Annotated in this window: 24 protein-coding genes; 4 read left to right on the top strand and 20 right to left on the bottom strand. The window is 39.2% G+C overall.

Going from position 1 to position 23364, the window contains the following annotated elements:
- Positions 1-92 precede the first annotated feature (92 nt).
- The 4 genes from ABES03_RS16295 to spxA all read right to left on the bottom strand — a co-directional run bounded on the left by ABES03_RS16295 (position 93) and on the right by spxA (position 1638).
- Positions 93-431, bottom strand: a complete 339-nt coding sequence (locus ABES03_RS16295; protein ID WP_430118549.1) for an IDEAL domain-containing protein — start codon at positions 429-431, stop codon at positions 93-95.
- 103 nt (positions 432-534) lie between these two features.
- A complete protein-coding gene (locus ABES03_RS16290) occupies positions 535-948 on the bottom strand; it encodes an RrF2 family transcriptional regulator (protein ID WP_430118547.1) in 414 nt (137 codons plus the stop codon).
- A 135-nt stretch (positions 949-1083) separates the two neighbouring features.
- The gene (locus ABES03_RS16285) at positions 1084-1218 is read right to left on the bottom strand and encodes a BA3454 family stress response protein (protein WP_430118545.1); all 135 of its coding nucleotides are present in this window, start codon (positions 1216-1218) and stop codon (positions 1084-1086) included.
- 24 nt (positions 1219-1242) lie between these two features.
- Positions 1243-1638: a transcriptional regulator SpxA gene (gene spxA, locus ABES03_RS16280; RefSeq protein ID WP_430118543.1), complete on the bottom strand. Its 396-nt coding sequence runs from the start codon at positions 1636-1638 to the stop codon at positions 1243-1245.
- 441 nt (positions 1639-2079) lie between these two features.
- Between spxA and ABES03_RS16275 the strand changes: the two genes are divergently transcribed.
- Both ABES03_RS16275 and ABES03_RS16270 read left to right on the top strand, forming a co-directional pair.
- The gene (locus tag ABES03_RS16275; RefSeq protein WP_430118541.1) at positions 2080-2364 is read left to right on the top strand and encodes a DUF3219 family protein; all 285 of its coding nucleotides are present in this window, start codon (positions 2080-2082) and stop codon (positions 2362-2364) included.
- An 18-nt stretch (positions 2365-2382) separates the two neighbouring features.
- Positions 2383-3378 carry an LLM class flavin-dependent oxidoreductase gene (locus ABES03_RS16270; protein WP_430118539.1) on the top strand — a complete coding sequence of 332 codons (996 nt, stop codon included), beginning with the start codon at positions 2383-2385 and terminating at the stop codon, positions 3376-3378.
- 228 nt (positions 3379-3606) lie between these two features.
- Here ABES03_RS16270 and ABES03_RS16265 read toward each other — a convergent pair whose 3' ends face one another.
- The 12 genes from ABES03_RS16265 to ABES03_RS16210 all read right to left on the bottom strand — a co-directional run bounded on the left by ABES03_RS16265 (position 3607) and on the right by ABES03_RS16210 (position 15678).
- The gene (locus ABES03_RS16265; RefSeq protein WP_430118537.1) at positions 3607-4557 is read right to left on the bottom strand and encodes a ribose-phosphate diphosphokinase; all 951 of its coding nucleotides are present in this window, start codon (positions 4555-4557) and stop codon (positions 3607-3609) included.
- Between the two features lie 54 nt (positions 4558-4611).
- Positions 4612-5577 carry a 2-hydroxyacid dehydrogenase gene (locus tag ABES03_RS16260; protein ID WP_430118535.1) on the bottom strand — a complete coding sequence of 322 codons (966 nt, stop codon included), beginning with the start codon at positions 5575-5577 and terminating at the stop codon, positions 4612-4614.
- Between the two features lies 1 nt (position 5578).
- Positions 5579-7087 carry a xylulokinase gene (locus tag ABES03_RS16255; RefSeq protein WP_430118533.1) on the bottom strand — a complete coding sequence of 503 codons (1509 nt, stop codon included), beginning with the start codon at positions 7085-7087 and terminating at the stop codon, positions 5579-5581.
- 17 nt (positions 7088-7104) lie between these two features.
- Complete coding sequence (locus ABES03_RS16250) at positions 7105-7932, bottom strand: class I fructose-bisphosphate aldolase (RefSeq protein WP_430118531.1); 828 nt, start codon at positions 7930-7932, stop codon at positions 7105-7107.
- A 34-nt stretch (positions 7933-7966) separates the two neighbouring features.
- The gene (locus ABES03_RS16245) at positions 7967-9004 is read right to left on the bottom strand and encodes a zinc-dependent dehydrogenase (RefSeq protein WP_430118529.1); all 1038 of its coding nucleotides are present in this window, start codon (positions 9002-9004) and stop codon (positions 7967-7969) included.
- Positions 9005-9117: 113 nt separating this feature from the next.
- The gene (locus tag ABES03_RS16240; RefSeq protein WP_430118527.1) at positions 9118-10395 is read right to left on the bottom strand and encodes a TRAP transporter large permease; all 1278 of its coding nucleotides are present in this window, start codon (positions 10393-10395) and stop codon (positions 9118-9120) included.
- 1 nt (position 10396) lies between these two features.
- Positions 10397-10906: a TRAP transporter small permease gene (locus tag ABES03_RS16235; protein ID WP_430118526.1), complete on the bottom strand. Its 510-nt coding sequence runs from the start codon at positions 10904-10906 to the stop codon at positions 10397-10399.
- 76 nt (positions 10907-10982) lie between these two features.
- Positions 10983-12044: a DctP family TRAP transporter solute-binding subunit gene (locus ABES03_RS16230; protein ID WP_430118524.1), complete on the bottom strand. Its 1062-nt coding sequence runs from the start codon at positions 12042-12044 to the stop codon at positions 10983-10985.
- A 188-nt stretch (positions 12045-12232) separates the two neighbouring features.
- Positions 12233-13099, bottom strand: coding sequence for a MurR/RpiR family transcriptional regulator (locus ABES03_RS16225; protein WP_308079431.1), 867 nt, complete (start codon positions 13097-13099; stop codon positions 12233-12235).
- A gap of 206 nt (positions 13100-13305) precedes the next feature.
- On the bottom strand, positions 13306-13626 hold the full coding sequence (locus tag ABES03_RS16220; protein WP_430118522.1) for a ribonuclease E inhibitor RraB: 321 nt from the start codon (positions 13624-13626) through the stop codon (positions 13306-13308).
- Between the two features lie 129 nt (positions 13627-13755).
- The gene (locus ABES03_RS16215) at positions 13756-15126 is read right to left on the bottom strand and encodes a dipeptidase (protein ID WP_430118520.1); all 1371 of its coding nucleotides are present in this window, start codon (positions 15124-15126) and stop codon (positions 13756-13758) included.
- 168 nt (positions 15127-15294) lie between these two features.
- A complete protein-coding gene (locus ABES03_RS16210) occupies positions 15295-15678 on the bottom strand; it encodes a J domain-containing protein (RefSeq protein WP_430118518.1) in 384 nt (127 codons plus the stop codon).
- A 292-nt stretch (positions 15679-15970) separates the two neighbouring features.
- On the opposite strand from ABES03_RS16210, the gene ABES03_RS16205 reads away from it, so the two are divergent.
- Positions 15971-17008, top strand: coding sequence for an LLM class flavin-dependent oxidoreductase (locus ABES03_RS16205; RefSeq protein WP_430118739.1), 1038 nt, complete (start codon positions 15971-15973; stop codon positions 17006-17008).
- A gap of 112 nt (positions 17009-17120) precedes the next feature.
- Here the strand turns inward: ABES03_RS16205 and ABES03_RS16200 are convergent, their stop codons facing one another.
- The 3 genes from ABES03_RS16200 to ABES03_RS16190 all read right to left on the bottom strand — a co-directional run bounded on the left by ABES03_RS16200 (position 17121) and on the right by ABES03_RS16190 (position 20977).
- Positions 17121-18734, bottom strand: a complete 1614-nt coding sequence (locus ABES03_RS16200; RefSeq protein ID WP_430118737.1) for an Ig domain protein group 2 domain protein — start codon at positions 18732-18734, stop codon at positions 17121-17123.
- Between the two features lie 207 nt (positions 18735-18941).
- Positions 18942-19520, bottom strand: coding sequence for a class I SAM-dependent methyltransferase (locus ABES03_RS16195; RefSeq protein ID WP_430118516.1), 579 nt, complete (start codon positions 19518-19520; stop codon positions 18942-18944).
- A gap of 302 nt (positions 19521-19822) precedes the next feature.
- Complete coding sequence (locus ABES03_RS16190) at positions 19823-20977, bottom strand: M20 family metallopeptidase (RefSeq protein ID WP_430118514.1); 1155 nt, start codon at positions 20975-20977, stop codon at positions 19823-19825.
- Positions 20978-21174: 197 nt separating this feature from the next.
- On the opposite strand from ABES03_RS16190, the gene ABES03_RS16185 reads away from it, so the two are divergent.
- Positions 21175-22071, top strand: coding sequence for a LysR substrate-binding domain-containing protein (locus ABES03_RS16185; RefSeq protein WP_430118512.1), 897 nt, complete (start codon positions 21175-21177; stop codon positions 22069-22071).
- Between the two features lie 23 nt (positions 22072-22094).
- Here ABES03_RS16185 and ABES03_RS16180 read toward each other — a convergent pair whose 3' ends face one another.
- Positions 22095-23318, bottom strand: coding sequence for a threonine synthase (locus ABES03_RS16180; protein ID WP_430118510.1), 1224 nt, complete (start codon positions 23316-23318; stop codon positions 22095-22097).
- Positions 23319-23364: the final 46 nt, after the last annotated feature.

The raw sequence follows: 23364 nt of genomic DNA, 5'->3' as shown, positions 1-23364 counted from the left end.
ATGCGAACAGTGACTGGCACTGTTCGCATTGTTCGCTATTTTAATGAATTTATTGTCTGCCATTCTCTGGCTCCATTTTATAAAAAGAAGTGTTATTCCATTTCATTAACAAGCTGCTTCATTGCGTTTAACTCGGAAGTAAGTTCCTTAAACCATTCCTTATCCCCTGTTGATAAGGCCAAGTCTATGAGAAATTCTATTTGTACCTTGTTTGTCACATTCGAAACCGGAAGTCTTTTAACCCGTTTGCTTAAAACTGGGATTGTTTTTCCAATCGTTTCATTATTATCGCTAGTTACAACCGTTACTTTTACTAATCCTTCAGGAGTATTAGGTGACAGTGATTCAATATAACCAATGATTAATTCCCCGTCCCGTGATTCTCCCTTGATCCAATCGCCTGGTTGTAAGATGGTATTAATGGACAACATACGTCTCACCTTCTTTATTTATTCTTAGTTTCATCCAATCATATATACCCACTAGATAAATCTGTAATTTTTTTTATTACATTTTAATTAAAGAGATTTGCGGTCAAAGTCGCTTACTAACGAGATTGACAACCTCTTTCATGGTATAATCCTTTAAATATTCACCCAGATGTTCTTCAGCACCTAAGAAAATGCTGAATAAAACACTTTGCATATTGGCGCCGACAATACACTTATGATTCGATTCAGGACACTTAGGCTTGAGAGCACCTTCTGAAGTAATCTTATATATATCCCAAAGGTTCACTTTATTTAGATCAAGCGCAAAAATAAATCCTCCGCCAGTTCCCTCTTTGGTTTTAATAAATTCATGTTTTTTTAACAAACTCAGCACTTTTCGAATCCGTACCGGATGGACGCCGGCACTTTCTGAAATAGCATCACTTGTTGACATCCGGTCCGGCTGTAGCGCAAGATAAGTCAAACTATGAATGGCAAGGGTAAAATCACTATTCATGTTCTTGCCTCCTAAGAAATGAAACGACACAAACCTTAATACTATTGTGTGCATCTTTTCAATATTAATGACGTACTGTAATGGTATACGTTACAGATTATCTTGTCAAACATTAGGGTTTTCATGGTTAGTGATTTAAATATCCCATTGTTTTTTGACTTGTTCCTCGGCTAACTGTTGAATGTTTTCCCATGCTGTATCTTTTTTCACAATAACATTGGTATCGTAATTTTTTTCTTTATAATTAACAGTTACGAATACTTCGATCATTCCTTTTTCCTCCTTTAAGAACCATTAATTTGCCGCTTTTTGCAATTCGTTGTACAAGTATGTGCGAACCTTTCGAGGCAGAAAACTACGAATTTCGTCCTCGTTATATCCCACCTGTAATCTTTTTTCATCCTGGATCATTGGTCGGCGTACCATTTTAGGATTCTCCATTATTAAGGTATAGAGTTCAATAAGCGAAAGAGATTCAATATCTATATTTAATTCCTGAAAAGTTTTTGAACTAGTTGAAATAATTTCGCTAGTCCCCTCTTCTGTTAAGCGAAGAATCGATTTAATCTCTTCGACTGTTAGCGGATTGGCTAAAATATTTCTTTCGATATAATCAATGGAATGTTCCTCAAGCCAAGCTTTCGCTTTTCGACAAGATGTACAGCTAGGGGTTGTATAAAGAGTTACCATCCTTACTCACTCTCCTAAATATTTGTTGGAAAATATACGGTACAATACCTATTTGGTTATTTGGTATTTACCCCGAAATTAGGCGATAAAACCTCGCAGTTATTATTAAACTGCTGAGTTATCGCTTCTTTATTAAATGTAATAAAAAATTTTACAGTTTCTATACTGTAAATTTAATCGTTACAGTTAAAAATGTCAACAATAAAATTTATAGTTTTTTTAATTCATGACATCATTTGGGTGTAAGGAATTTCACCTAGGTTTGTCCGAATCACAGCCTTATTCGGACAAGGTGGACTGATTTCTTTCCTGGATTGTCCGAACTTTTTTAACATACATTAACTAAATACTTGAAACTGATTATTATAGTCAGTTTGATTTGCTCCACTATTGGATCAATGCTATTATCTTTCATACAAACTTCATAAGGGGTTGATTTTTATGGTAGAAGAAATAATCTTAAATGATACATCGATTCATGTAGACCATTATAAAGAAGAGACAGACAATGGTTTGCATAATATTATTATTGGTTTCAAAGTGACGAGTGAGAAATATCATGACATTACGACACTGTTATACGAAGGCGTCTTTGATGTAAAAGTTCCTGATAGAGGTTTAGCGTTTAGAGGGAAAATTCAGCAATATTCCACTTCAATTACAAACTTATATGAAAAAGAACAGGTTGGAGATTTTACATTATCATTGCGCGAAGTGAAAAATTAAGAAAGAAGGCATGGATTAGTGAAATTAAGTATATTAGATCAGTCACCCATCTCTTCTGATCAAACTGCTAGTGATGCGTTGAATGAATCTGTGAAGCTAGCGCAAGCTGGTGAAGCGCTAGGGTATTCGCGGTATTGGATTGCCGAACATCATGATCTTCCTGGACTTGCCTGCTCTGCCCCTGAAGTGATGCTTAGTTATATTGGAGTTCATACAAAACAGATCCGGATCGGCTCCGGGGCTGTCCTATTGCCTCATTATAAACCCTTTAAAGTGGCAGAGGTTTACAATTTGCTGGCTACATTGTTTCCGGATCGCATCGATATTGGCATTGGCCGTGCACCCGGCGGTTCTGCTGAAGCCACTAATGCTTTATCAGATAACTTTTTACAACAGGTATGGAAAATGCCAAATTTAGTGGAAGAACTGCTTCATTTTCTCCATGATGATTTTCCTGAAGATCATGAGTTTTCAAAAATAACTGCCTCGCCAATGCCACAAGTGCCACCAATGCCGTGGATCCTTGGCACAAGTAAAAAAAGTGCTTTACTTGCAGCTAAAAATGGTTTGGCTTATGCATTTGGTCAGTTTATGAGCGAAAATAACGGAGCCGCTATCATTGAACAATATTTAGATGCCTTTGAACCAAAGAAACACGGTCCATTTCCTCAAGTATTGTTAACAGTTTCCGCGATTTGTGCAGAAACTACGGAAAAAGCAGAAGAAATTGCGTTGAGTACACTTATATGGGCCATGCAAAAAGATAAAGGTGAAGGCAAATATGTTCCTTCTATCGAAGAAGCTAAAAATTATGAACTTAATGAAAAAGAAAGAGAAAAATTAGTGCAAATGAAACAAAATATGATTGTGGGCAATCCGCAAGAGGTCGCTAATAAACTTTATCAGTTACAAGCTGAATTTAAGGCGGATGAAATCATGTTGGTGACGATTACTCACTCTCCGAAGGACCGCATGGAATCTTATAGACTAATTGCAGCAGAAGTGCTTTCATAATTTTTAATAAAAACAATTTTTTCAAATTAGTTATAACCCCCTCATAAATTTGAAACATAAGGGGGTTTTTACATTTCATTCTATAATGCTAATTGCCTACTAAAATTTCATTGAGAAGTTTAGCCTTCCGAGAAACTACCCCTTTTAAAGAGGCAGTTTCTTGGTTTAAGCTTATAGGTTTTTTTACCTTCAACTCCAAATGAAAAACGTTAATCCAACGACCCCCATTTATTCAAATAATGGGCTAACTGCTTTTTCGTTATGAATCCTGGCGATTGCCTCTACTAGGAGTGGTCCTACGGATAGGGAGGTAATTTTGTTAATCATTTTTTCTTCAGGAAGTTCGATGGTATTGGTGACCACTAGCTCTGTAATTGGCGATGCCTCTATTCTACTGATTGCTGGCCCAGAGAGAACAGGATGAGTGCAGCAAGCATACACCGCTTTTGCTCCATTTTCCATGAGAGCGCTAGAAGCTAACGTAATGGTGCCTGCTGTATCAATTAAATCATCAATAATAATGGCATTTTTGCCAGCGATATTCCCAACGATATTCATGATTTCGGCTACATTCGGTTCTGGACGTCTTTTATCAAGAAAGGCAATAGGTGCATGTAATCGGCTCGCCATTTTTCTCGCCCTTACAACCCCGCCATTATCGGGTGCCACAATGACCATATCCTCCAATCCCTTATTCTCAAAATACTGTGAAAGAATCGGAACACCAATTAGTTGATCAACAGGGATGTCAAAAAAACCTTGAATTTGCGGAGCATGAAGGTCCATTGTAATCACCCTTGTCACCCCAGCAGTCTCCAATAGGTTGGCAATAAGTTTCGCTGTAATCGGTTCGCGTGAACGAGCCTTTCGGTCTTGGCGAGCATATCCATAATAAGGAATAACTACGTTAATGTTTTTAGCTGAAGCCCTTTTCAATGCATCAACCATGATTAGAAGCTCCATAATATATTCATTCCCCGGCTGGGAAGTGGATTGAACTAAATACACCTCACTGCCGCGGACACTTTCTTCGATATTAATTTGAATTTCACCATCACTGAACCGTGATACAGAGCATCTCCCCAGCTCACAACCCAATAGCTGAGCCATCTCCGTAGCCAGCTTTCGATTGGAATTTAAGGTAAACATCTTAAAACGTTCATTTAATTGATAAGTCACTTAAAGTCCTCCATGAAGTCATTATGAATCAAGCCTTTATACACATGCGTTTTACTATACAAAAATTGGGTTAATCGGTTCCTCACCAGTTAAAACATTCGTTAGATTATCAACTGCTAACCTCGCCATCTTCATTCTAGTTTGAATAGAAGCACTTCCTATGTGGGGTAGCATGACCACATTCGGTAAGGAAAGCAATGGATGATCTAACGGAACGGGTTCTTGTTCAAAAACATCGAGCCCGGCAGCCCAGATATCCCCAGCCTTTAACGCTTGATATAATGCCTCTTCGTCAACTATACCACCTCGTGCCGTATTAATGAGGATGGCTGTACGTTTCATCAGCAACAATTCTTCTTTCCCAATCAAGTGATGAACCTCTGGGCTGTAAGGCAAGAGTAGGCAAACAAAATCGGATTGCTGTAACAAAACCCCCAACTCCGCATAGTGAATACCTAGTTCTTCTTCTTTTTCCTCTTTTCGTGTCCGACTATGGTAAAGAACATTCATGTCAAAGCCCTTTGCCCGCTTAACCAATGCTTCCCCAATTCTTCCAAACCCAATAATACCTAATGTGGCCCCATATACATCCTGCCCTGTTAGCTGCATCAGAGACCATGCTCCCCATTCCCCACTACGTAAGAAATCGGAGGCCTCGACCACTCTTCTGGCTGTAGTCATTAACAGCGTAAACGTTAAATCGGCTGTCGTTTCTGTTAATACTCCCGGTGTATTGGTCACCACAATCCCTCTTTTAGCAGCCGCTTGAACATCGATATGGTTGTAGCCAACTGAGCACGAACTAATCACCTTTAAATGCTGGGCTTTCGTTAGCACCTCTTCATCAATGGAATCAGTTAAAAGACAAATAAGGCCGTCCACTTCTTCTACTTCCTTCAGTAGCACTTCTCTAGGAACAGGGATTTCTTCCTCCTCCCACATTGTGACTTCAAAATGGCTTGAAAGTTTATCAATCATTTCTTCGGGTAGCCTTCTGGTTACATAAACCTTACATTTCAACTCATTCTCCCCCTTTCAAGCTTTGGGCAGCACTTATCGCAAAAAATGTCTTTAATGAAGGATATAATTCCAAAAAGACATGATACAAACGATCATAGGGTTGTAACTGATCTTGCTTCGGTTCTATTTGACAAACCGTTGGATTATTAATTTTTCCCACCGCTTCTTCTAATGAAGAAAAGTAGCCAATTGCTGTTCCACCTATTAAACAGGCACCTAATACGCCTGTTTCAGAAATGCTCTTAATATGAATACACTTGTTTAACACATTGGCTTTGATTTGAGCCCAGTCCTTATTCTTTGAACCACCGCCAATGGAAGAAAAGTGATCTACCTGAAGTTTGTAGTTGGTTTCAATAATTTCATAGATTTGTCTCAGTCCAAAGGAACAGCCTTCTAAAATGGCGCGAAACATATCCGCCTTCGATGTGTTCAAATGAATCCCAGCAAAAACCCCTCTTGCATTGGCGTCCCAAATTGGGGACCGTTCACCTTGCATATAAGGAAGGAAAAAAACACCATTGGCTCCTATAGGAGATTGTTTACATAAATCTTCAAAAATAGCTTTTGTGTGTCCCTCTGGTTTTAACCATTGCTCATAAAACCATTGGATCGATACACCTGGAAACGACATCGCTCCATGTGATAGCCAACGATCTTTGATCACGTGACATCTATTCAAAAAGCGACTATCTAAACAATCGGGCTGATCTGTGCAAACCGTTAACACATTGGATGTCCCAACAGACTCAAACATTTCATTGATTCCAACCCCTAATGCCACGGCAGAGCATGAGGTGTCCGCAGCCCCCGCAACAACCGGAACGGTGCCCTTGGAGGAAACTCCCGGGAGGATCAAATCTCCTATAATCGAATGAGGGTCGACGACCTTTGGCAGCTTCTCTCCATCAATCCCGACCTTCTCATAAATTTTTGACGACCATTGATAATTTACAACATCATACATTCCTGTGAAAGAGCTCTGAGTCCAGTCCATGACAAAACAACCAGTGAGCTTGTGTAGAATAAACGTAGAAAGATTTCCCCATTTATGCGTCTGTTCATATAGGTCTGGATGATGTTTTTTGAACCACAAATGGGTTGTAACCGTATACATTCCTGGCTCTAACCGGTTCCTCGTTACCTCGTATAGCAGGTCTTCACCCACTACATCCTTGATCCAGTCTGCTTCAGCTTTACTTCGTTGATCCAAATACATAATCCCATGAGATAAAGGCTCTCCCTTTTCATTTAAAAATACAGAGGAATTGCAAAAAGTAGAAAGGGAAACGGCATCAATCGTACCCTCCATTTCTACTTGATGCCACACTTTCAAAAGCAACGATTTCGTCTTACACCAAATATCCTTTAAGTCAATTTCTACCCAGCCCTTTTGGGGATAAAGAAGGGAGTATGGCTGGTACTCTAGGTAAGCCATTACACCTTCTTTATTCATTGCTCCGACTTTGATTCCACTCGTGCCAATGTCAATTCCAATAATGTGAGACATCATTTATCACCTAATTTTTAGTTTACACTTGCAGGTGTGTTCATTAACTCGTTATAAAGTTCGAGTGTTTCATGAACCGTTCCTTTATGATGGATAATATTTTTAAACGCTTTTACCACTGCAGTTGGATTAGGATTATTCCATACTATTCTACCAAAAGTTATTCCTGTTCCACCAGCATCGATTACATCATAAACCATTTGGAAATAGTCTTCTATGTTATTCCCATTATCTCCACCAGCCACAACTACCTTCCCGGGCGTAGATTCAACTACCTTATGGAATGTTTCTGGATTTCCTGTGTACTTTGTTTTAACAATGTCTACTCCTAGCTCAGCACCAGCACGAACTGCGTATGCAACATGCTTCCAGCTATTCTTTTCATCCTCCGGAATTTGGTTTCCTCGTGGATAAATATGAGCAATCATTGGTAATCCATGGGCCGCTGCTTGACCCGCGATTATTCCTAAATTTCGGAGTTGTTCTGGTTGGTCATCTCCTCCCACAATACAACCCATGGAAACAGCATCTGCACCTAAACGCACCGCTTCATCTACTTCTGTCACCCATGCATCATAGTTTGGTTGCCAAGGCGAAAACGTAGAGCATTTGAGAATAAATCCGGTTTTACCTGCATGCGGGCGATAACATAGGTCGGCAATTCCTTTGTGCATCGTGATGGCATCAGGACCTCCGGCTACAATTTCATCCATTTTCCGTTGAATGGGCATAAGCTCATCGAAGATTCCGCGTGCCATTGCCTGGTCAACAGCTACAGCTAAAAGCTTTCCTGACTCTTGGTTCAATAAACGATTCATCCGAATTTCTTTTCCTAAAAATGCCATAATAAAACACTCCCATTCTCATATTTTAATAGTTTTATTGAGTAATAACTGATTTCATTCCATTACCGTTTCGTACATCTACGATCGCTTGCTCAATATCATCTAAGGTGTATCCTTTTGTCGTTAATACTTCTGTATTAATTTGACCAGCAGCTATAAGTGACATGGATTTATAATAATCCGCTCGCGTTAAAGCAGATGTACCATTCACATTAATTTCATTGTAATGAATGACGTTCGGATCAATTTCAGACATGACACCTTTAGTGAACCCAGCAAATAAGTTTAAGGTGCCTCCCTTTTTCAATAGGTTCGCACTGGAATTGACGATGAACGGAACGCCAATGGCCATGATTACAACATCTGCTCCAAGCCCATCTGTTTCACTTAGGACAAGATCCTGTAAGGATTCGTTCTGAGGGTCCACAGCAAGGTTGGCACCTGCCAGTAACGCTTTTTCACGACGATGGGCGATCGGCTCGCTCAAGATGACCGTCTTCGCTCCGGCAATTTTCGCTAATTGGACATGCATGAGTCCAATTGGCCCTCCCCCAACCACGACAACGACATCACCCATTTTGACATTCGCTTTTCTCTGACCGTTGATACAGCACGCAAGCGGCTCTGCTACAACTGCCTCTTCAAAGGAAATATGATCAGGAATGCTCACTAGATTTCCAGCTTCTAATGCCGTGATTGGGATCTTTACATACTCCGCAAAACCACCATCGAACTCATAGCCAATAGCTGTTCGGTTGGCGCAAACATTTTCTCGCCCGTTTAAGCAGTAATAGCATTTCCGACATGGAATAACCGGCATCACGCCCACTCGATCTCCGACAAAGAAGTCCTTAACCTGTGCGCCCACTTCTTCAATCGTTCCGACTAGCTCATGACCAATAATAGAAGGGGTTCTGACACCTTTTGTCTTTTTTCCTTCAAAAATCCGTACATCGGTACCGCATACTGCACTTGCATTCACCTTTACAAGTACCTCAAAATCATTTATTTCTGGTTTTTCCACATCTTCAAGTTTTAATTGATTAGGTCCATGAAATACCGCTGCCTTCATATTGCCTATCTCCTTTCATACCTATAATGTACTATTCAACATATGGTGGTAATTTCCTTCATAAATTTTTAAAAAAATAAGAAGAAAACTTTCCTTCATGTTTTCTTCTATTTTTACAAATTAAACCAACTGATTGGAGCCGTAATAATCTGTGGAATGAAAACAAAAACAAGCAAGACCGCAAAGGTAACGAGTATCCATGGTAATGTTGCTTTACTTAACTTCTCAATTTTCAATCCCGTTATATTACAGGTTGCGTATAAACAGACACCTACTGGTGGTGTCACCAATCCTACTGAAAGAAGGATAACTAAGAATACAACAAAGAACACTGGGTCAATTCCAACCGCTAAAACCGTCGGCATTAATATCGGTACTAGGATAAAGATGGCGGCTGTCGCATCCATAAACATCCCCACAATGATAAAGAATACAAACAACAACAACATAATGATCAGTGGACTATCACTTATTCCTCCGATAAATGTAGCAATCTTTGACGGGAGACCATCATACTCGAACACCCAGCTTGCTGCCTTGGCAGTGACGGCGATAAAAAGAATCGTTCCTGTTAGGTTAGCTGTTCTAAAAAAGATATTCGGTAGTTTCCTGAAGGTTAAACCCTTGTAAACAAACAGCGCCACTACTAAGGTATATAGCACAGCGATGGCAGCTGCCTCCGTTGGTGTAAATACCCCACTCAAAATACCAGCCAGTAAAATAACGGGTGCAAGCAAGGCTGGGATGGCGTGAACAAATTCTTTTCTAAACACACTCCATTCAAACTTTTGTCGGACTCCATAGCCATGTTTCTTACTGTAATAGAAGTTGTAGCACATAAAGATAATCGCAATGAGTACCCCTGGAACAAGACCGCCGACTAAGGCTGCACCAATCGAAACACCAGCTGTTGAAGCAGCAACTACCATCAAAATACTAGGTGGAATAATGGTCGCTAGCATAGAGGTGATAAGGGTTAGTGCCGAAGCGTATTCCAATGGATATTTGTTTTTTGTCATAGCAGATATGGTGATACGACCAATGCTAGCGATATCTGCAACGGAAGAGCCTGCCATACCAGCAAAGATAAGACCTGCTAGTATATTGACGTGACCTAAACCACCGGTCATCCAACCTACTGCACTTCTGGCAAAATCAAATATCTTCTCTGCTACTCCCCCTTCGTCCATAATGATTCCGGCTAAGATAAATAATGGAACAGCTACCATAATAAAGCTATTCATGGAGCTGTACATCGATTGGGTGACAATACTGATCGGTACATCTGTATAAAGAAGAATGGTGGCGACCACTGAAATACCTAGAGAGGCAGCAATAGGAATACCAATGAACATTAAGATAAAGAATAATATTAATAGAAAAATCGACATTCTATTGCTTCACCTCCTCTTGGATGAGTGCACGGTCATAAAGTAATGACTGAATGATATTAAGAATCCCAATGATGGCGGAAGCAGGCATACACAACCCAATAATCCACATCGGTAATAGTAACACCGAGCTTTTTTCACTTGTATTGATCTGCTGTGACATAAGCTCTACACCATAAATCAACATAAAGACAAAGAATCCAATCGAAGCGAGTGTATAAATCCATACCGACCCTTTTTGAATAAATTTGGGTAGCAGTTTCAATAATAGGGTAACTCTGGCGGATTCTACTTTACGATAGCCAATCCCAATCCCCAGATATATTAGCCAGATAAAGGCAAAACGAGTTAACTCTTCCGTCCATGGCGCAGGCTTCCCTATTAATCTCCCAAAGATTTGCCAGATAACCACCACAAAAATGGTCATGGCAGTCAAGGACGCCACTGTATCCGTAATATTGTTAATGACTTGAAAGAAACGTTTAAGTTTACCTTTTTCATCCTTAACCATGTATTTTCTCCTTTAGTTCAATGTGGGAGGCGGTCCGCTTGCCACATTGGACCGCCCTAACGCCCTAATCACTTACTTATTCACTCTTACCAACAAATTCTAATATTTTCTTGAAGAACTCATCATCTTTCACTAAGCCCTTGAAGGTTGGATATGCTTTCTTTGAAACTTCCACGAAGAGCTGCTGCTGTTCCTTCGTTAACTCGTTGACTTTCACTCCTTTGTCCTTAAGAAGTTTAATCGCCGAATCGGCTTCTTTTGTATCGTAATCCAATGCCCACTTTTGAATTTCCTTTGAAGCATCTGTTAAGATTTGTTGTTGCTCGTCAGTTAAGGCATCGAATTTCTTCTGATTAATTCCTACTACCCAACCATCTGCCATATGGTTTGAAATGGTTACGTATTTTTGAACCTCATATAATTTTGCCGACGTTACCACACCGATAGGATTTTCTTGACCATCAATTGTTTTTAACTGCAATGCGTTATAAACTTCACCGAAGTCCATTGGAGTGGTAACAGCACCAGTACCCTTGAAGAATTCTACCCATAATGGGTTGTTTGGAACGCGTAATTTAATTCCCTTTAAGTCTTCAGGTTTGGTAATAGGATTCTTTGAGTTCGTAATTTGTCTAAAATCACGCGTCCAATATCCTAATCCATGAATATCTAATTTCGAAACGGAACTTAATAGGTCTGCCCCTAGGTCACTATTTAAAAAGGAGACAAATTGACTTTTATCATCGAATAGATATGGGATACTAATCGCACTAAATTTTGGTTCAAAGTTGGCGTAAAGCGATGTGGAAAGAACCAGCATATCAAGGCTTCCCGCTCCAAGTTGTTTGACGGCCGCCGATGGGTCTCCGCCATACAGCGTTCCGTTTGGATGAACCTCAATCTTAATGGATCCATTACTTTTTTCCTCTACTACCTTAGCAAACTCTTTTGCAGCAACTGATACAGATGCTGTGTCGGGATCAGGAGTTGAAAGATTAAACGTTACCGTCTTACCTGTTTTTCCTGATTCACCTGATTTTCCCGCTTCAGATTTCCCATCCCCACTTGTTGAACTGCTACATGCTGCTACAGATAACATTAGAACAACCATCAATACTACAGATAAAAGCTTCTTCATTTACTCTTTCTCCCCCTTGTTCGTTTGTTAACGCTTTCTTTTTTCGTTATAAAAAAAGAATATTCATTACAAACTTAATTTTCTGAAAACTTTGTTCGTACCCCCATCATAGCACATGGTGGTAATTTCCTTCAAGATTATTTTAAAAAAAATGAATTATTTCTTCAAAGGGGATCAAAAAGGCAAGTTTACATCTTTTTATCAATGGTAGACTTACGTGTTTTCTGCAGGTTGGCAAAGTACAATTCATACGCTTGATTGGCCACTGCGGCGACTAAAATATCAATAATCGTTAATTGAGCGATTCTTGAAGAAATGGCATCGGTACGGAATAGGGTTTCCTTTGATGCCGTTTGTAAGACAATGTCCGATATTTTCGTAATCGGTGATTTCGATGAATTGGTAATACAAATAATGGTGGCACCCGCTTCTTTTGCCAGTCTCATCGCATCTAAAACATCGGTATTGGAGCCTGTATGGGAAATTCCAATCACTACATCTTGATCGGTAAGGACACAAGCTGACATCGCCTGTAGAACGCTATCATTATAAGCAAATGATTTAATCCCTAATTTTAAAAGCTTATGGTGTGCATCTAGGGCAACCGTTCCAGACCCACCCGTTCCATAGAACTCAATTAGTCGGGCATTAGTAATCGCATCCACTGCCTTCTGTATTTCATCATCGCTACAAACTTCGATAGAGTCATATAAAGCTTGAATATTGGACTGAAATACCTTCTTTTTGATCATCACCACATCGTCGCCTTTTTCAATCACTTCATGGATTTGCTTTTCAGGTGCGATGACTTCCCTTGCTAAATGAATCTTTAAGTCTTGAAAGCCTTTATAGCCAAGTCGCTTACACAAACGGACGACCGAGGATTCACTCGTTTCACTTCTCTCGGCAACCTCTGTAATAGAGAGATGGATAATTTCCGCCTGGTTCTTTTCAATGAACTCGACAATCTTTTTCTCTGAATCCCGAAGCTTGGACATAGCTGCATTACTTCTTGTGAAGAATCCTGGATTCGTATTAATGTTTAATTCACTCACATATTTTCCTACCCTTCTAAGCAATTTTTATAGTTTCTATTCTATTATAACTATTCCATGTTTTCTACCAGATTTTCACTCAAACTTTAATGACTCAACAAATATTCCGTTCATTTTCTAAATTTTTTAAAAAATATAAAGTTTTTTCTGATTCATTGAAAGAGGTAGCGAACAGTGATAGTCACTGTTCGCCATTCCCTTGCTCTCTAATCTACAAAAACGCCCCAACCATCAGAATAACCACCATATGGTTTACATAAATTATCCAATTCCTTTTGAATCTTAACTATTTGATTATAATTTAATACCATTTTCTTAGAACAACTACATGCCCACTCATCCGTTTCATCGTCTTGTTCTAAGAAACAATTGTAGCCTTCACCTTTAAGTACTTGCGATAATTTATCACCGGTGGCTTGATCTGGAACCGCTACAAAAAACTCGACAGATTGTGGTTTCTTAAAATTCACTCCATCTTTAAATAGGCTTTGCAATGCCTGTCCATCAGCATCATTTGGGAATTTCATTTGTTTTTCCTCCATATTCTATTACATTCAATGGTGTCATTGTCATTCAATTATTTCTTTTTTACTAATGATCGTTTTAAGATTTTATAGATTTGGTAGACGATTCTACTGGTAGTGACCGGCACTATTTTACTTATTAAGAAGACCTAGGAAGGAACAAATAGTTAAGATTCCTTTATCAAAGTTTTCTAGGTTAAAGTGTTCGTTTGGTGCATGAAGATTTTCGTCTGGCAAACCGAATCCCATTAAGACAACAGGTGCATGTAGTGAATGGCTGAAATCCGATACAATTGGAATCGAACCACCTTCTCTTTTGTAAACAGGCGCTTTCCCATATACGGTTTCATATGCTGCTGCCGCTTTTTGAATCATCGGACTATCGATCGGCGTTAAAAATGGATTACCCGTATCTTGCAAGGTCACATTCACCGTGCATCCTTTTGGTGCATGTTCTTCCAGGTGCTTTTTAATTAATCCCTGAATTTTTACCGGGTTTTGATTATGGACGAGACGGCAGGTAATTTTCGCATGAGCCTCGTTTGGGATTACTGTTTTTGTCCCTTCTCCCTGAAATCCTCCCCATAACCCATTTATTTCTAATGTTGGACGTGAATTGATTCTTTCAGAATAAGGAAAATCGTTATTTTCCCCTCCCGTTAATTCCGTTAACCCTAATGTTTGTTTTAGCTTCTCTTCATTGAAATCTAATGCTTTAATTTGTTCCTTTTCAAATTCGGTGAGTTCCACTACATCATCATAGAAATGTTCAACCTTTACTTTTCCGTTTTCGTCATGAAGTGTGGAAAGAAGCTGTACCAATAGATGGTTGGCATTTTGAACTCCACCGCCATACATGCCGGAATGCAAATCAGAGTTAGCGGTTTTTAGTGAAAATTCTAATGCACAAAGACCTCTTAAAGAATAGGTAATCGCAGGTACACCCCTGTCCCACATATCTGAATCAGAAATGACAACTACATCACAGGCTAATTTCTCTTTGTTTTCGGCTAAAAATGGCGGAAGATGAGGACTTCCGATTTCTTCTTCCCCTTCTATACAAAATTTAACGTTTACTGGTAATTTACCTTCTGATTTTAATAGTGTTTCCACTGCTTTTATATGTAAGAATGTTTGGCCCTTGTCGTCAGTTGCCCCTCTTGCATAAATCTTTTGATCACGAATCGTCGGTTCAAATGGTGGCGTTTCCCATAGATGAAAAGGATCAACGGGCTGTACGTCATAATGTCCGTATACTAAGACGGTTGGGGCATTTTCTTGATGAAGCCAGTCGGCATACACAATAGGATGACCTTTTGTCTGGATGATTTCAACGTGTTCCATTCCAATGGATTCTAGCTTTTTGGCAATCCAAGACGCTGCTTTTTGAATATCCTCTTTATGTTCGGATAAAGAGCTAATGCTTGGAATTCTTAGTAAATCTTTTAATTCCTCGACATTTTGAGTATGTTCATTGGATACTAATTCTGATAATTGACTCATGTTCTCACCTTTTCTCGTTTATTTTCAATTCTGTTTGATTAGAGAGGATTGACTTTAGATGTTATGTATTCTTTGGTCTCTTTTAGTTTGAACAAAAACCATCAATATTTCCAGTAATAAATTAAATATTTTCCCTGATATTGCTTTCGTCGAACGCCGCAGAACTTTTTACTTTCTCTTTTTGTTTAGATAAACTCCAATTATAAAAAGAGACGCATTTAAGGTTACAGATGATAAACTAAACTGTTTTCGAGTTTTACTTTTTATCTTTACGATTTTTATACTAGGATTCGTTTTAGCTGTAGATTCCTGTTTTTGATTACGTGTTTTGTCATGTGCTTCATTAAAAAGTAAATTATCATACCTCTTTCTTTTTTCAACATTTTTAAGAACTTCATATGCTTCTTTCACTCTTTTAAACTGTTCAGCATTCCCTTTTACTATATCCGGATGAACTTCCTTTACCTTTTTTCGATAAGCTTCTTTAATCTCAAAAAATGTTGCATCATAGGGTACATCTAAAATACGATAGTAATTACCAAAGGATCCCATGATTTCCACCCTCTTTCGGTTTAAATAGCTTTATCTTCCTTTTAAATCCTTTCAAAATAATATTCTACTTTTATATTAAAAAGACCAAAGGCAGGACTAAAGGGACGGTTCTGGTGGTTTTTTTAGACATTAAAAAGGCGAACAGTTTCAGTCACTGTTCGCCTTTTTAACATACATCTAGTGCTTAAGTTTATAATTAAATTCCTTTTTTATAAAGATTGAATAATATTAAGTAAAAGATATTATCAACATTTTGGAGGAGAGGAATTTGAAGAATGCTTGTGAGAATGGTATGGAAATTGGAATTTATTCGTTAGCGGATTTATACCCAGATCCACTAACAGGGAAAACCATCAGCGCAAAACAGAGAATAGATGAAATAATCGAAGCTGCCAAAATGGCGGATGAAGCAGGGCTGGATGTATTTGGTGTGGGAGAACATCACCGTTTAGATTATGCAGTGTCCTCACCACCAGTCGTCTTGTCAGCGATTTCACAAGTCACTAAGCGATTGAAACTAACAAGTGCTACGACCATATTACCTACCGTAGATCCTATTCGTTTATTCGAGGAGTTTGCAACACTGGATCTGATATCAAATGGGCGGGCTGAAATCATTGCGGGACGTGGGGCATTTTTAGAATCATTCCCACTTTTCGGATACGATATTAATAATTATGATGAATTGTTTGAAGAACACATGGAGCTTTTTCTAAAGCTTAACGAGAAGAAATTGGTTACTTGGAATGGTCGTTATCGTTCATCAATAAAGGATGCAGAAATCGCTCCCCGTCCTATTCAACAGAAAATCCCAATATCGGTAGGTGTTGGAGGGACACTGAAAAGTGCAGAACGAGCGGGTAGATTAGGTACTGGATTAGCATTGGTAATACTTGGCGGGGATCCAAGCTTATTTAAACCGTTTATTGACCGATACCAAGAATCAGCTGCTCAAAATGGTCATGCTCTGGAAAATTTGAAGGTTGCAGTTACCGGACACGCTTATATTTCAAAAACGTATCAACAGGCAATAGAAGAATTTTACCCATATCATTCAAATTATTGGCACCATCTCAATCGTCAGCATGGTGTAAATAAGACTTATTCGAGAGCAGAATTTGAGCTACTGGCTAGAAATGAATCTGCCCTTTTTGTTGGAAGCTCACAGCAGATTATTGAAAAAATCATGCGCCAATACGAGCTGTTTGGTCACCAGCGGTTTATTGCACAAATGGATATAGGTGGTATGCCCTTTAAAAAGGTTGCCGAAAATATTGAGCGCTTGGCAACAGAAGTTGCTCCCGTTATACGAAAAGCAACAAGAAAATGAATATTACTAATAAGACATAATGTTGAGCAAGGCTCAGCGTTTAAAAATTTTCCAAAAAAAAATAAAGCCATCCCGTTAATCAGGATAGCTTTAAGACACTGGATGACCTTATCTAATTACTTATCACCATATCATCAAAATTGATTCTTTTCCCCGATGTACCTGAAACGACAATTCGGAAACGGACTAGAGCTGTTTGGGTAATGGTAAAAGTTTTAACTGTTAAAGTGGATGAACTAGTATTTGTACTTCCTATGTTTGTCCATGACGAACCTCCATTAGTAGACATTTGAAGCTGCCAGATTGCTCCACTATCGGTGCTGAAATTAGCATGGGAAATCTGTATACTTTTTGCCCCGCTTACATCGAAGTTCATGGTAAGGGCTCCGGATGCTCGTACACGTGCAGACTGCAAGCCCGTTTTCTTATCTCCTGATAAATTGCCAATGAGCGCATTATCGAAATACCAAGAGCCAGACGCTAGTGTTACATTCCCTGACGAGTATGCTGTTTTGGTACCCGATTCAAACTTTTCATTCAATACGGTTGTCCCGCCGGTTCCGCTAGAACCGTAACCATAGGAGCCAGATTTAAAGGTTGATGAATCATACCATTTATAGCCTGTTGCTGGTGCAGCCCACGGTTCCGCTACCGGCTCCGTAGATGTTTGTGGATTTTCCATCGATAATAAAGAAGTCGGCGTATCAAGCTGCAACCCGCTAACCTGGGTTAATGAGGTATAACTTTCCTGTATTGATAACCAATCGATTATATTCACAAGTAAAGTGCCGTCATTCTGTTCTTTAAATCCATCGTATGTTGTCTTCTTTGAGCCCGTCTCCTCACGTAAATATTTTGGAGTCGCATCTTCTACAGGAGAAGAATCTCCGATAAATGCAGCTTTTCCTAATCCTAGTTTAGCAACCGCTGCATAAGGCCCCTCCGCTCTGCCTCCGCCATTATAGATACCTTGATCGACAGCGTTCCCCCATGCCACGGATGTTGGAGGAAGATAGACAATGCCTTTTGCTTTATTCGGGTCGGTTATAGCTAATGTTGACCCCGCATGCATGGCAACAGTAGCGACCGCCGTTGTAATTCCGAAGGCTTGACTTGGTGCGACAATATCATTGGCTGTTACATCGCCAATCGCGTTATAACGAAATCTGATACCGAAATTGGTTGAAAGCCAGTCAGAACCTGTTAACCCCTGCATGGCTGCAGACGAAGCCTCTTCTGTACTCATTCCTTTTGTAGGATTGGAATAGGCACCTCTTCGATAACCATTAAAGACTTCCGAAGCATCCCAACGGTTTTTGTTGCGGTCCGCATTATAATGATCGCCGATAAAAAAGATACTTCCGCCATTTTGCACGTATTGGATCATGGCAGCTTGTTCAGACGTTTTGTAGGGGATATTTGCTTCCCCAATAATAAATACATTATAGCCTTGCAAATCTTCATAGGTAATCGGGGAAGTTTTTCGCAGCTCTTTAGCATAATAGCCTTTGTTTGCTAAAGCATTAGCAAAGTCAGAGAATCCCCCATCCAAAACCCAATCTGCAGCGCCAGCTGTTTGCCCATGGGTATTATCAAATAAGATTTTCTTCCCATTAGCCGTTCCAACTGGCTGCAGTTGTGGAGCAGGATCAAGTGCATTCTCGGCTGAAACATTCGGTGTAACATAAAACAGGGAGGAGATTAATAGAAGAACTAAGGCAATCATTGAAAAGCGTTGACGTGTCAATCAAATCACTCCTTTTAGTGTGTTCCTCATTAAATTACCACACTACTATTAAAGGAGTGTTGAGAATTCATAAAATTTAAAAATTTCCCAACATGTAAGACCCCCACTTTGTTTCCCTTTCTCAGACTCGCAATTAAAAAGCTGCTTACCTATATGGGGAAGCAGCTTTTCCTATTGGTATGTACTTTAATTTTGAAAGAACATAGTTGCATTAAAACGATCTTTTCGGTATGGGTCATAAAATCCATCTGTAATGGTCCAATCAGAAAAGTCTTCCTTTTTATATAATTTATGTTCAGATCTATGAGAGCGCATTGGGAGTTCACCAATCAAAACAGCTTTTTTGGCTACGCGTTTTAATTCGCTAATAGCTTGTTGTACGTATTCGTCGGAATCGAAATACAAAAATACTCCATAACAAATGACTTTATCAAAGCTATTATCCTTAAAAATAAGATCATTCGCTTCTCCAACTAGAACTGAATTACCTAGGATTTCAATGTGCCGTTGAACAAGTGTAGGTGAATAGTCGATTCCTACATATTCACAATTTAAACGTTGTGCTAAAGCACCTGCACCACAGCCCACTTCAAGGACTTTATCGGTTGGTTTGATATCAAGAGCTTTTATGATTTGGGCCGCTACCTCATCCATATCAACTTGTGTCGCTTCATACCCATTATATGCAAGCAAATCTTCTTGCGAGCCGGATGCTTTCCCTTTTCTGGTCCAAATTTCTTTCCATGTTTCTTGTGGTTGGTTCATGTTGATGTCCTCCTTTTGTTGAGTAAGCTTTAGAGTGTAATAGTTTTTTACTTTTTAATATTTAAAGAAAAATACTCAATCGGGTATCTATCCCACAGAATACATTCAATTAATGAATGCATTTTTATTATCTTAATGTCTGGATGAAAAGTCAAGAATATAAAATTCCTCTACAGCCTTTTTAAGAAAGGTTTAAATACAACATAAAAAAGCACCGCTTCAATGACTGAAACGGTACTTATAACCAAAACATGATCCCTGTGATTATTTATCCTATTTTTAAAAGCATTACACTATCATCTTTACTTAATCTGAGTAGTCTGATGCACATGTGTCAATCTTCTGATGGTTTCTGCCAGCAATTCCGTTCGCTCAGTTAGTGATGAAATGTCTAAGTACTCGTCATCCCTATGGCCATTCCCGCCTACTGGCCCCAAGCCATCAACCGTTGCTATGCCCATAGAGCTGGTGAAAGAGCCATCTGAACATCCTCCTCTAAATGCCTCTTTAATCTCTAACCCCATTTCCTTTCCGATTTCCTGTACTAACCGAATCAGTTCTATCGATTTTTTGCTCTTCATCATTGGCGGCCGGTTTAACTGGCCTGCTATTTTAATTTTTGTACCTTTTATAGTAGGTACAGAGCAAATCTCTTTCATTTTCCGCTCCACTTCTTTTATTTGCTCCAGATTTGTAATCCTTACATCCACTTCAGCTTCAGCAATAGGGGCAATCGTATTGGCGGAAGTTCCTCCTTTTAACAATCCGACATTTACAGTGATGCCTTCTTTATAATCAGTCATTTTATGCAATTTTATTGTTTTATAAGCTATTTCTTCTATAGCGCTGCGTCCCTTTTCATGTTCAGACCCTGAATGAGCAGGCACTCCTTCTACTTTAATTTTGTACCTTGCTCCGCCTTTACGCTGCGTTACTATAGAACCATCTTTACCTGCAGCTTCCATAATGAGGGCATACTCTTTTTCTTTTCCAACCAGTTCGATTAGAGATCTTGAGTGTCTCGAGCCAATTTCTTCGTCACTATTGAGAACAATTTCTACATTCTTATACGCATCAAATTGCAGCTCAACCAATGTTTTCATGGCAAATAGTACAGATACTAAGCTTGCCTTCATATCGACTACACCAGGTCCATAAGCATAATTCCCCTCTATCATAAATGGTCGCTTTTCTGCAGTCCCTATTGGAAAAACTGTATCCATATGAGCAACAATCATCACCTTAGGATCCAGGGCCTCAGGGTGCCTGATAACGAGGTTATTTCCTCGTTCATCTTGGGGATGGACATGTACATTAAAACCAATTGATTCATATTCTTTGGATAAAACAGCACCTATCTCATCAATCCCCTGCTTATAATAACTTCCGCTATCCAAATTCACCAGCTTTTTTAAGAGCCTCAACATTTCCTCCATCTTCTCTTTTAAATCAATCAATCTCTCAACCCCTAACATTTTTTCAATAATTTCCTTTGGCATGATGGGGAATTTAAACTTTTTTCACCATCTTCATTCTTTCAAACTTACATTACAGGACTTTATTCCTATTTCTATCAAAAAAATGTTATTATACTATTCTAAGTAGGGTGTAAATTCTGTGAATTTTAAAAATATATTAACTAAAGGAGGTAACAATGGATTATCATCTTCTCACTTTTGTTACTGTTGCCGAAAAAAAAAACTTTACTCGTGCAGCCGAGACGCTACATATTTCTCAATCAGCCGTTACTTTATCCATTAAAGTACTGGAGAAAGAATATGAGTTAAAGTTACTTGACCGAAGTAATAAATATGTGCGATTAACAAAGGCTGGAGAAATCTTGTACCATCATGCAAAGCAAATTCTATCCCTTTATGACAGGATGAATCGATTAATTGATGACCTGTCTCACTCAGCAAGCGGGATTCTTACTATTGGTTCCAGCTATACATTCGGAGAATATTTGCTTCCAAGAATCATTTCAGAATTTATAGATGAATTTCCACTTATTAAGCCTAATATCGCCATTCGAAACTCCCATCGAATTATTTCACAGCTGCTTCGTGGCGAATTGGATTTAGGTATTGTTGAAGGTATAGTAGAGAATCCTAAATTGCATATTCATCCATTTGCCCAAGATGAAATGGTCCTGATTGTCTCTCCTAAACATCGTCTTGCTTCAAAACAAGAAGTGGAACTGCAAGATTTAAAAGATGAAACATGGATTATTCGGGAGAAAGGTTCTGCGACCCGTCAAGCTATCAATCAACTTTTCTCAGAAAATAACCTCTCACCTAACGAAATTCGCTCCTTTGGAAGCTCTCAGATTATTAAAGAATCGGTTGAAGCCGGTTTAGGGATTTCTATTTTATCCATTCATACCATTCGTAAAGAAATGGAACTCAAATCCTTACATACCTTAAGAATTAAGAATAACCCGATCATTCGTAATTTTTGCTATGTCATCCCTAAGACCGACCTTCAACCTAGATCCGTTAGTTTATTTTTATCCTTCCTAGAAAACTACTCAACCCTAGACATTTTCGTTTAATTTTAGTTATCAGCATGGTTAGCTTATGATTTAATACTCTTCATAATAGCGTCCCCTTTTTGTAAGATCGGGACCTCAACGGAAATGGTATCGGGATACTTAATTCCCATTCCCGTATTCAGGGCAACAACGATATCTTGCTCTTTTATCCACCCTTGTTCTCTTAATCTGCGAGCTGCTACAAACGTTGCAGCTCCCTCTGGACAAACGAATGCTCCCTCAAGGCTGGCTAGTTTCTTTTGTTCCTCCAAAAGCGCCTCATCCTCAATTGCAACTGCACAACCATTTGTTTCATAAATGGCTTCAAGGACTAAAAAGTCCCCCAATGCTTTTGGAACGTTGATTCCGAAGGCAACCGTCTCAGAATCATTCCAGAACTCTGATTCTGACCTTCCTTCCTCCCATGCTTTAACAATTGGTGCACAGCCTTCTGCTTGGACAGCGACCAAGCGAGGAAGTTCTCCTTCCACCCAGCCCAACTTTTTCAATTCAGTAAGTGCTTTATAAATACCAATTATCCCTACGCCGCCTCCTGTTGGATATAAAATGACGTCCGGCTGCTTCCAGTCCATTTGTTCGGCAATCTCGAGTCCCATGGTCTTTTTTCCTTCAATTCGGTATGGTTCCTTTAAGGTAGATGCATCGAATAAACCATGTTCAGTAACCGAGTGCGCCACAATTTTTCCTGCATCACTGATTAGTCCATCAACTAGATATAGGTTTGAACCCGAGATAGCTGATTCATTTCTAGTAATTTTGGGTGCATCAATTGGCATGACAATGGTAGATTGAATTCCTCCTCTTGCTGCATAAAGTGACCAAGCAGCTCCTGCATTTCCATTAGTAGGCATGGCAAGTTCTGTTACACCCAATTCTTTTGCTTTGGATACTCCCACTGCCGCTCCTCGGGCTTTAAATGTTCCCGTCGGAATGATTCCCTCGTCTTTCATCCACAAGTTTGCTATTTTCATATCTTTACCTATAGCTGGCATCTTAATAAGCGGAGTCATCCCTTCACCTAATGTGACGACATCTTTCTCATCACTAACAGGAAGCAGTTCATGATACCGCCATAAGCTGGATACTCTACCTACTAAATCATCTTTGGAGAGTACCTTGCCTAGTTGTTCTAAATCGTATTCAACTAATAACGGTGATCCACAGGTGCATAACTGATTTTTCTGTTCATGTGAATAAGTGTTGCTGCACTTAGGACAATATAAATGAGAAATGTAACTGTATTTCATAGGGCTCACTCCATTCTTAATTGTTCTTGTAAAACATCATACTTGA

Origin of the sequence: Neobacillus rhizosphaerae (assembly GCF_050477885.1) — a bacterium.
In the GTDB taxonomy this organism is placed as follows: Bacteria; Bacillota; Bacilli; order Bacillales; family Cytobacillaceae; genus Neobacillus; species Neobacillus rhizosphaerae_A.
This window is presented reverse-complemented; position numbering and strand designations above follow the sequence as displayed.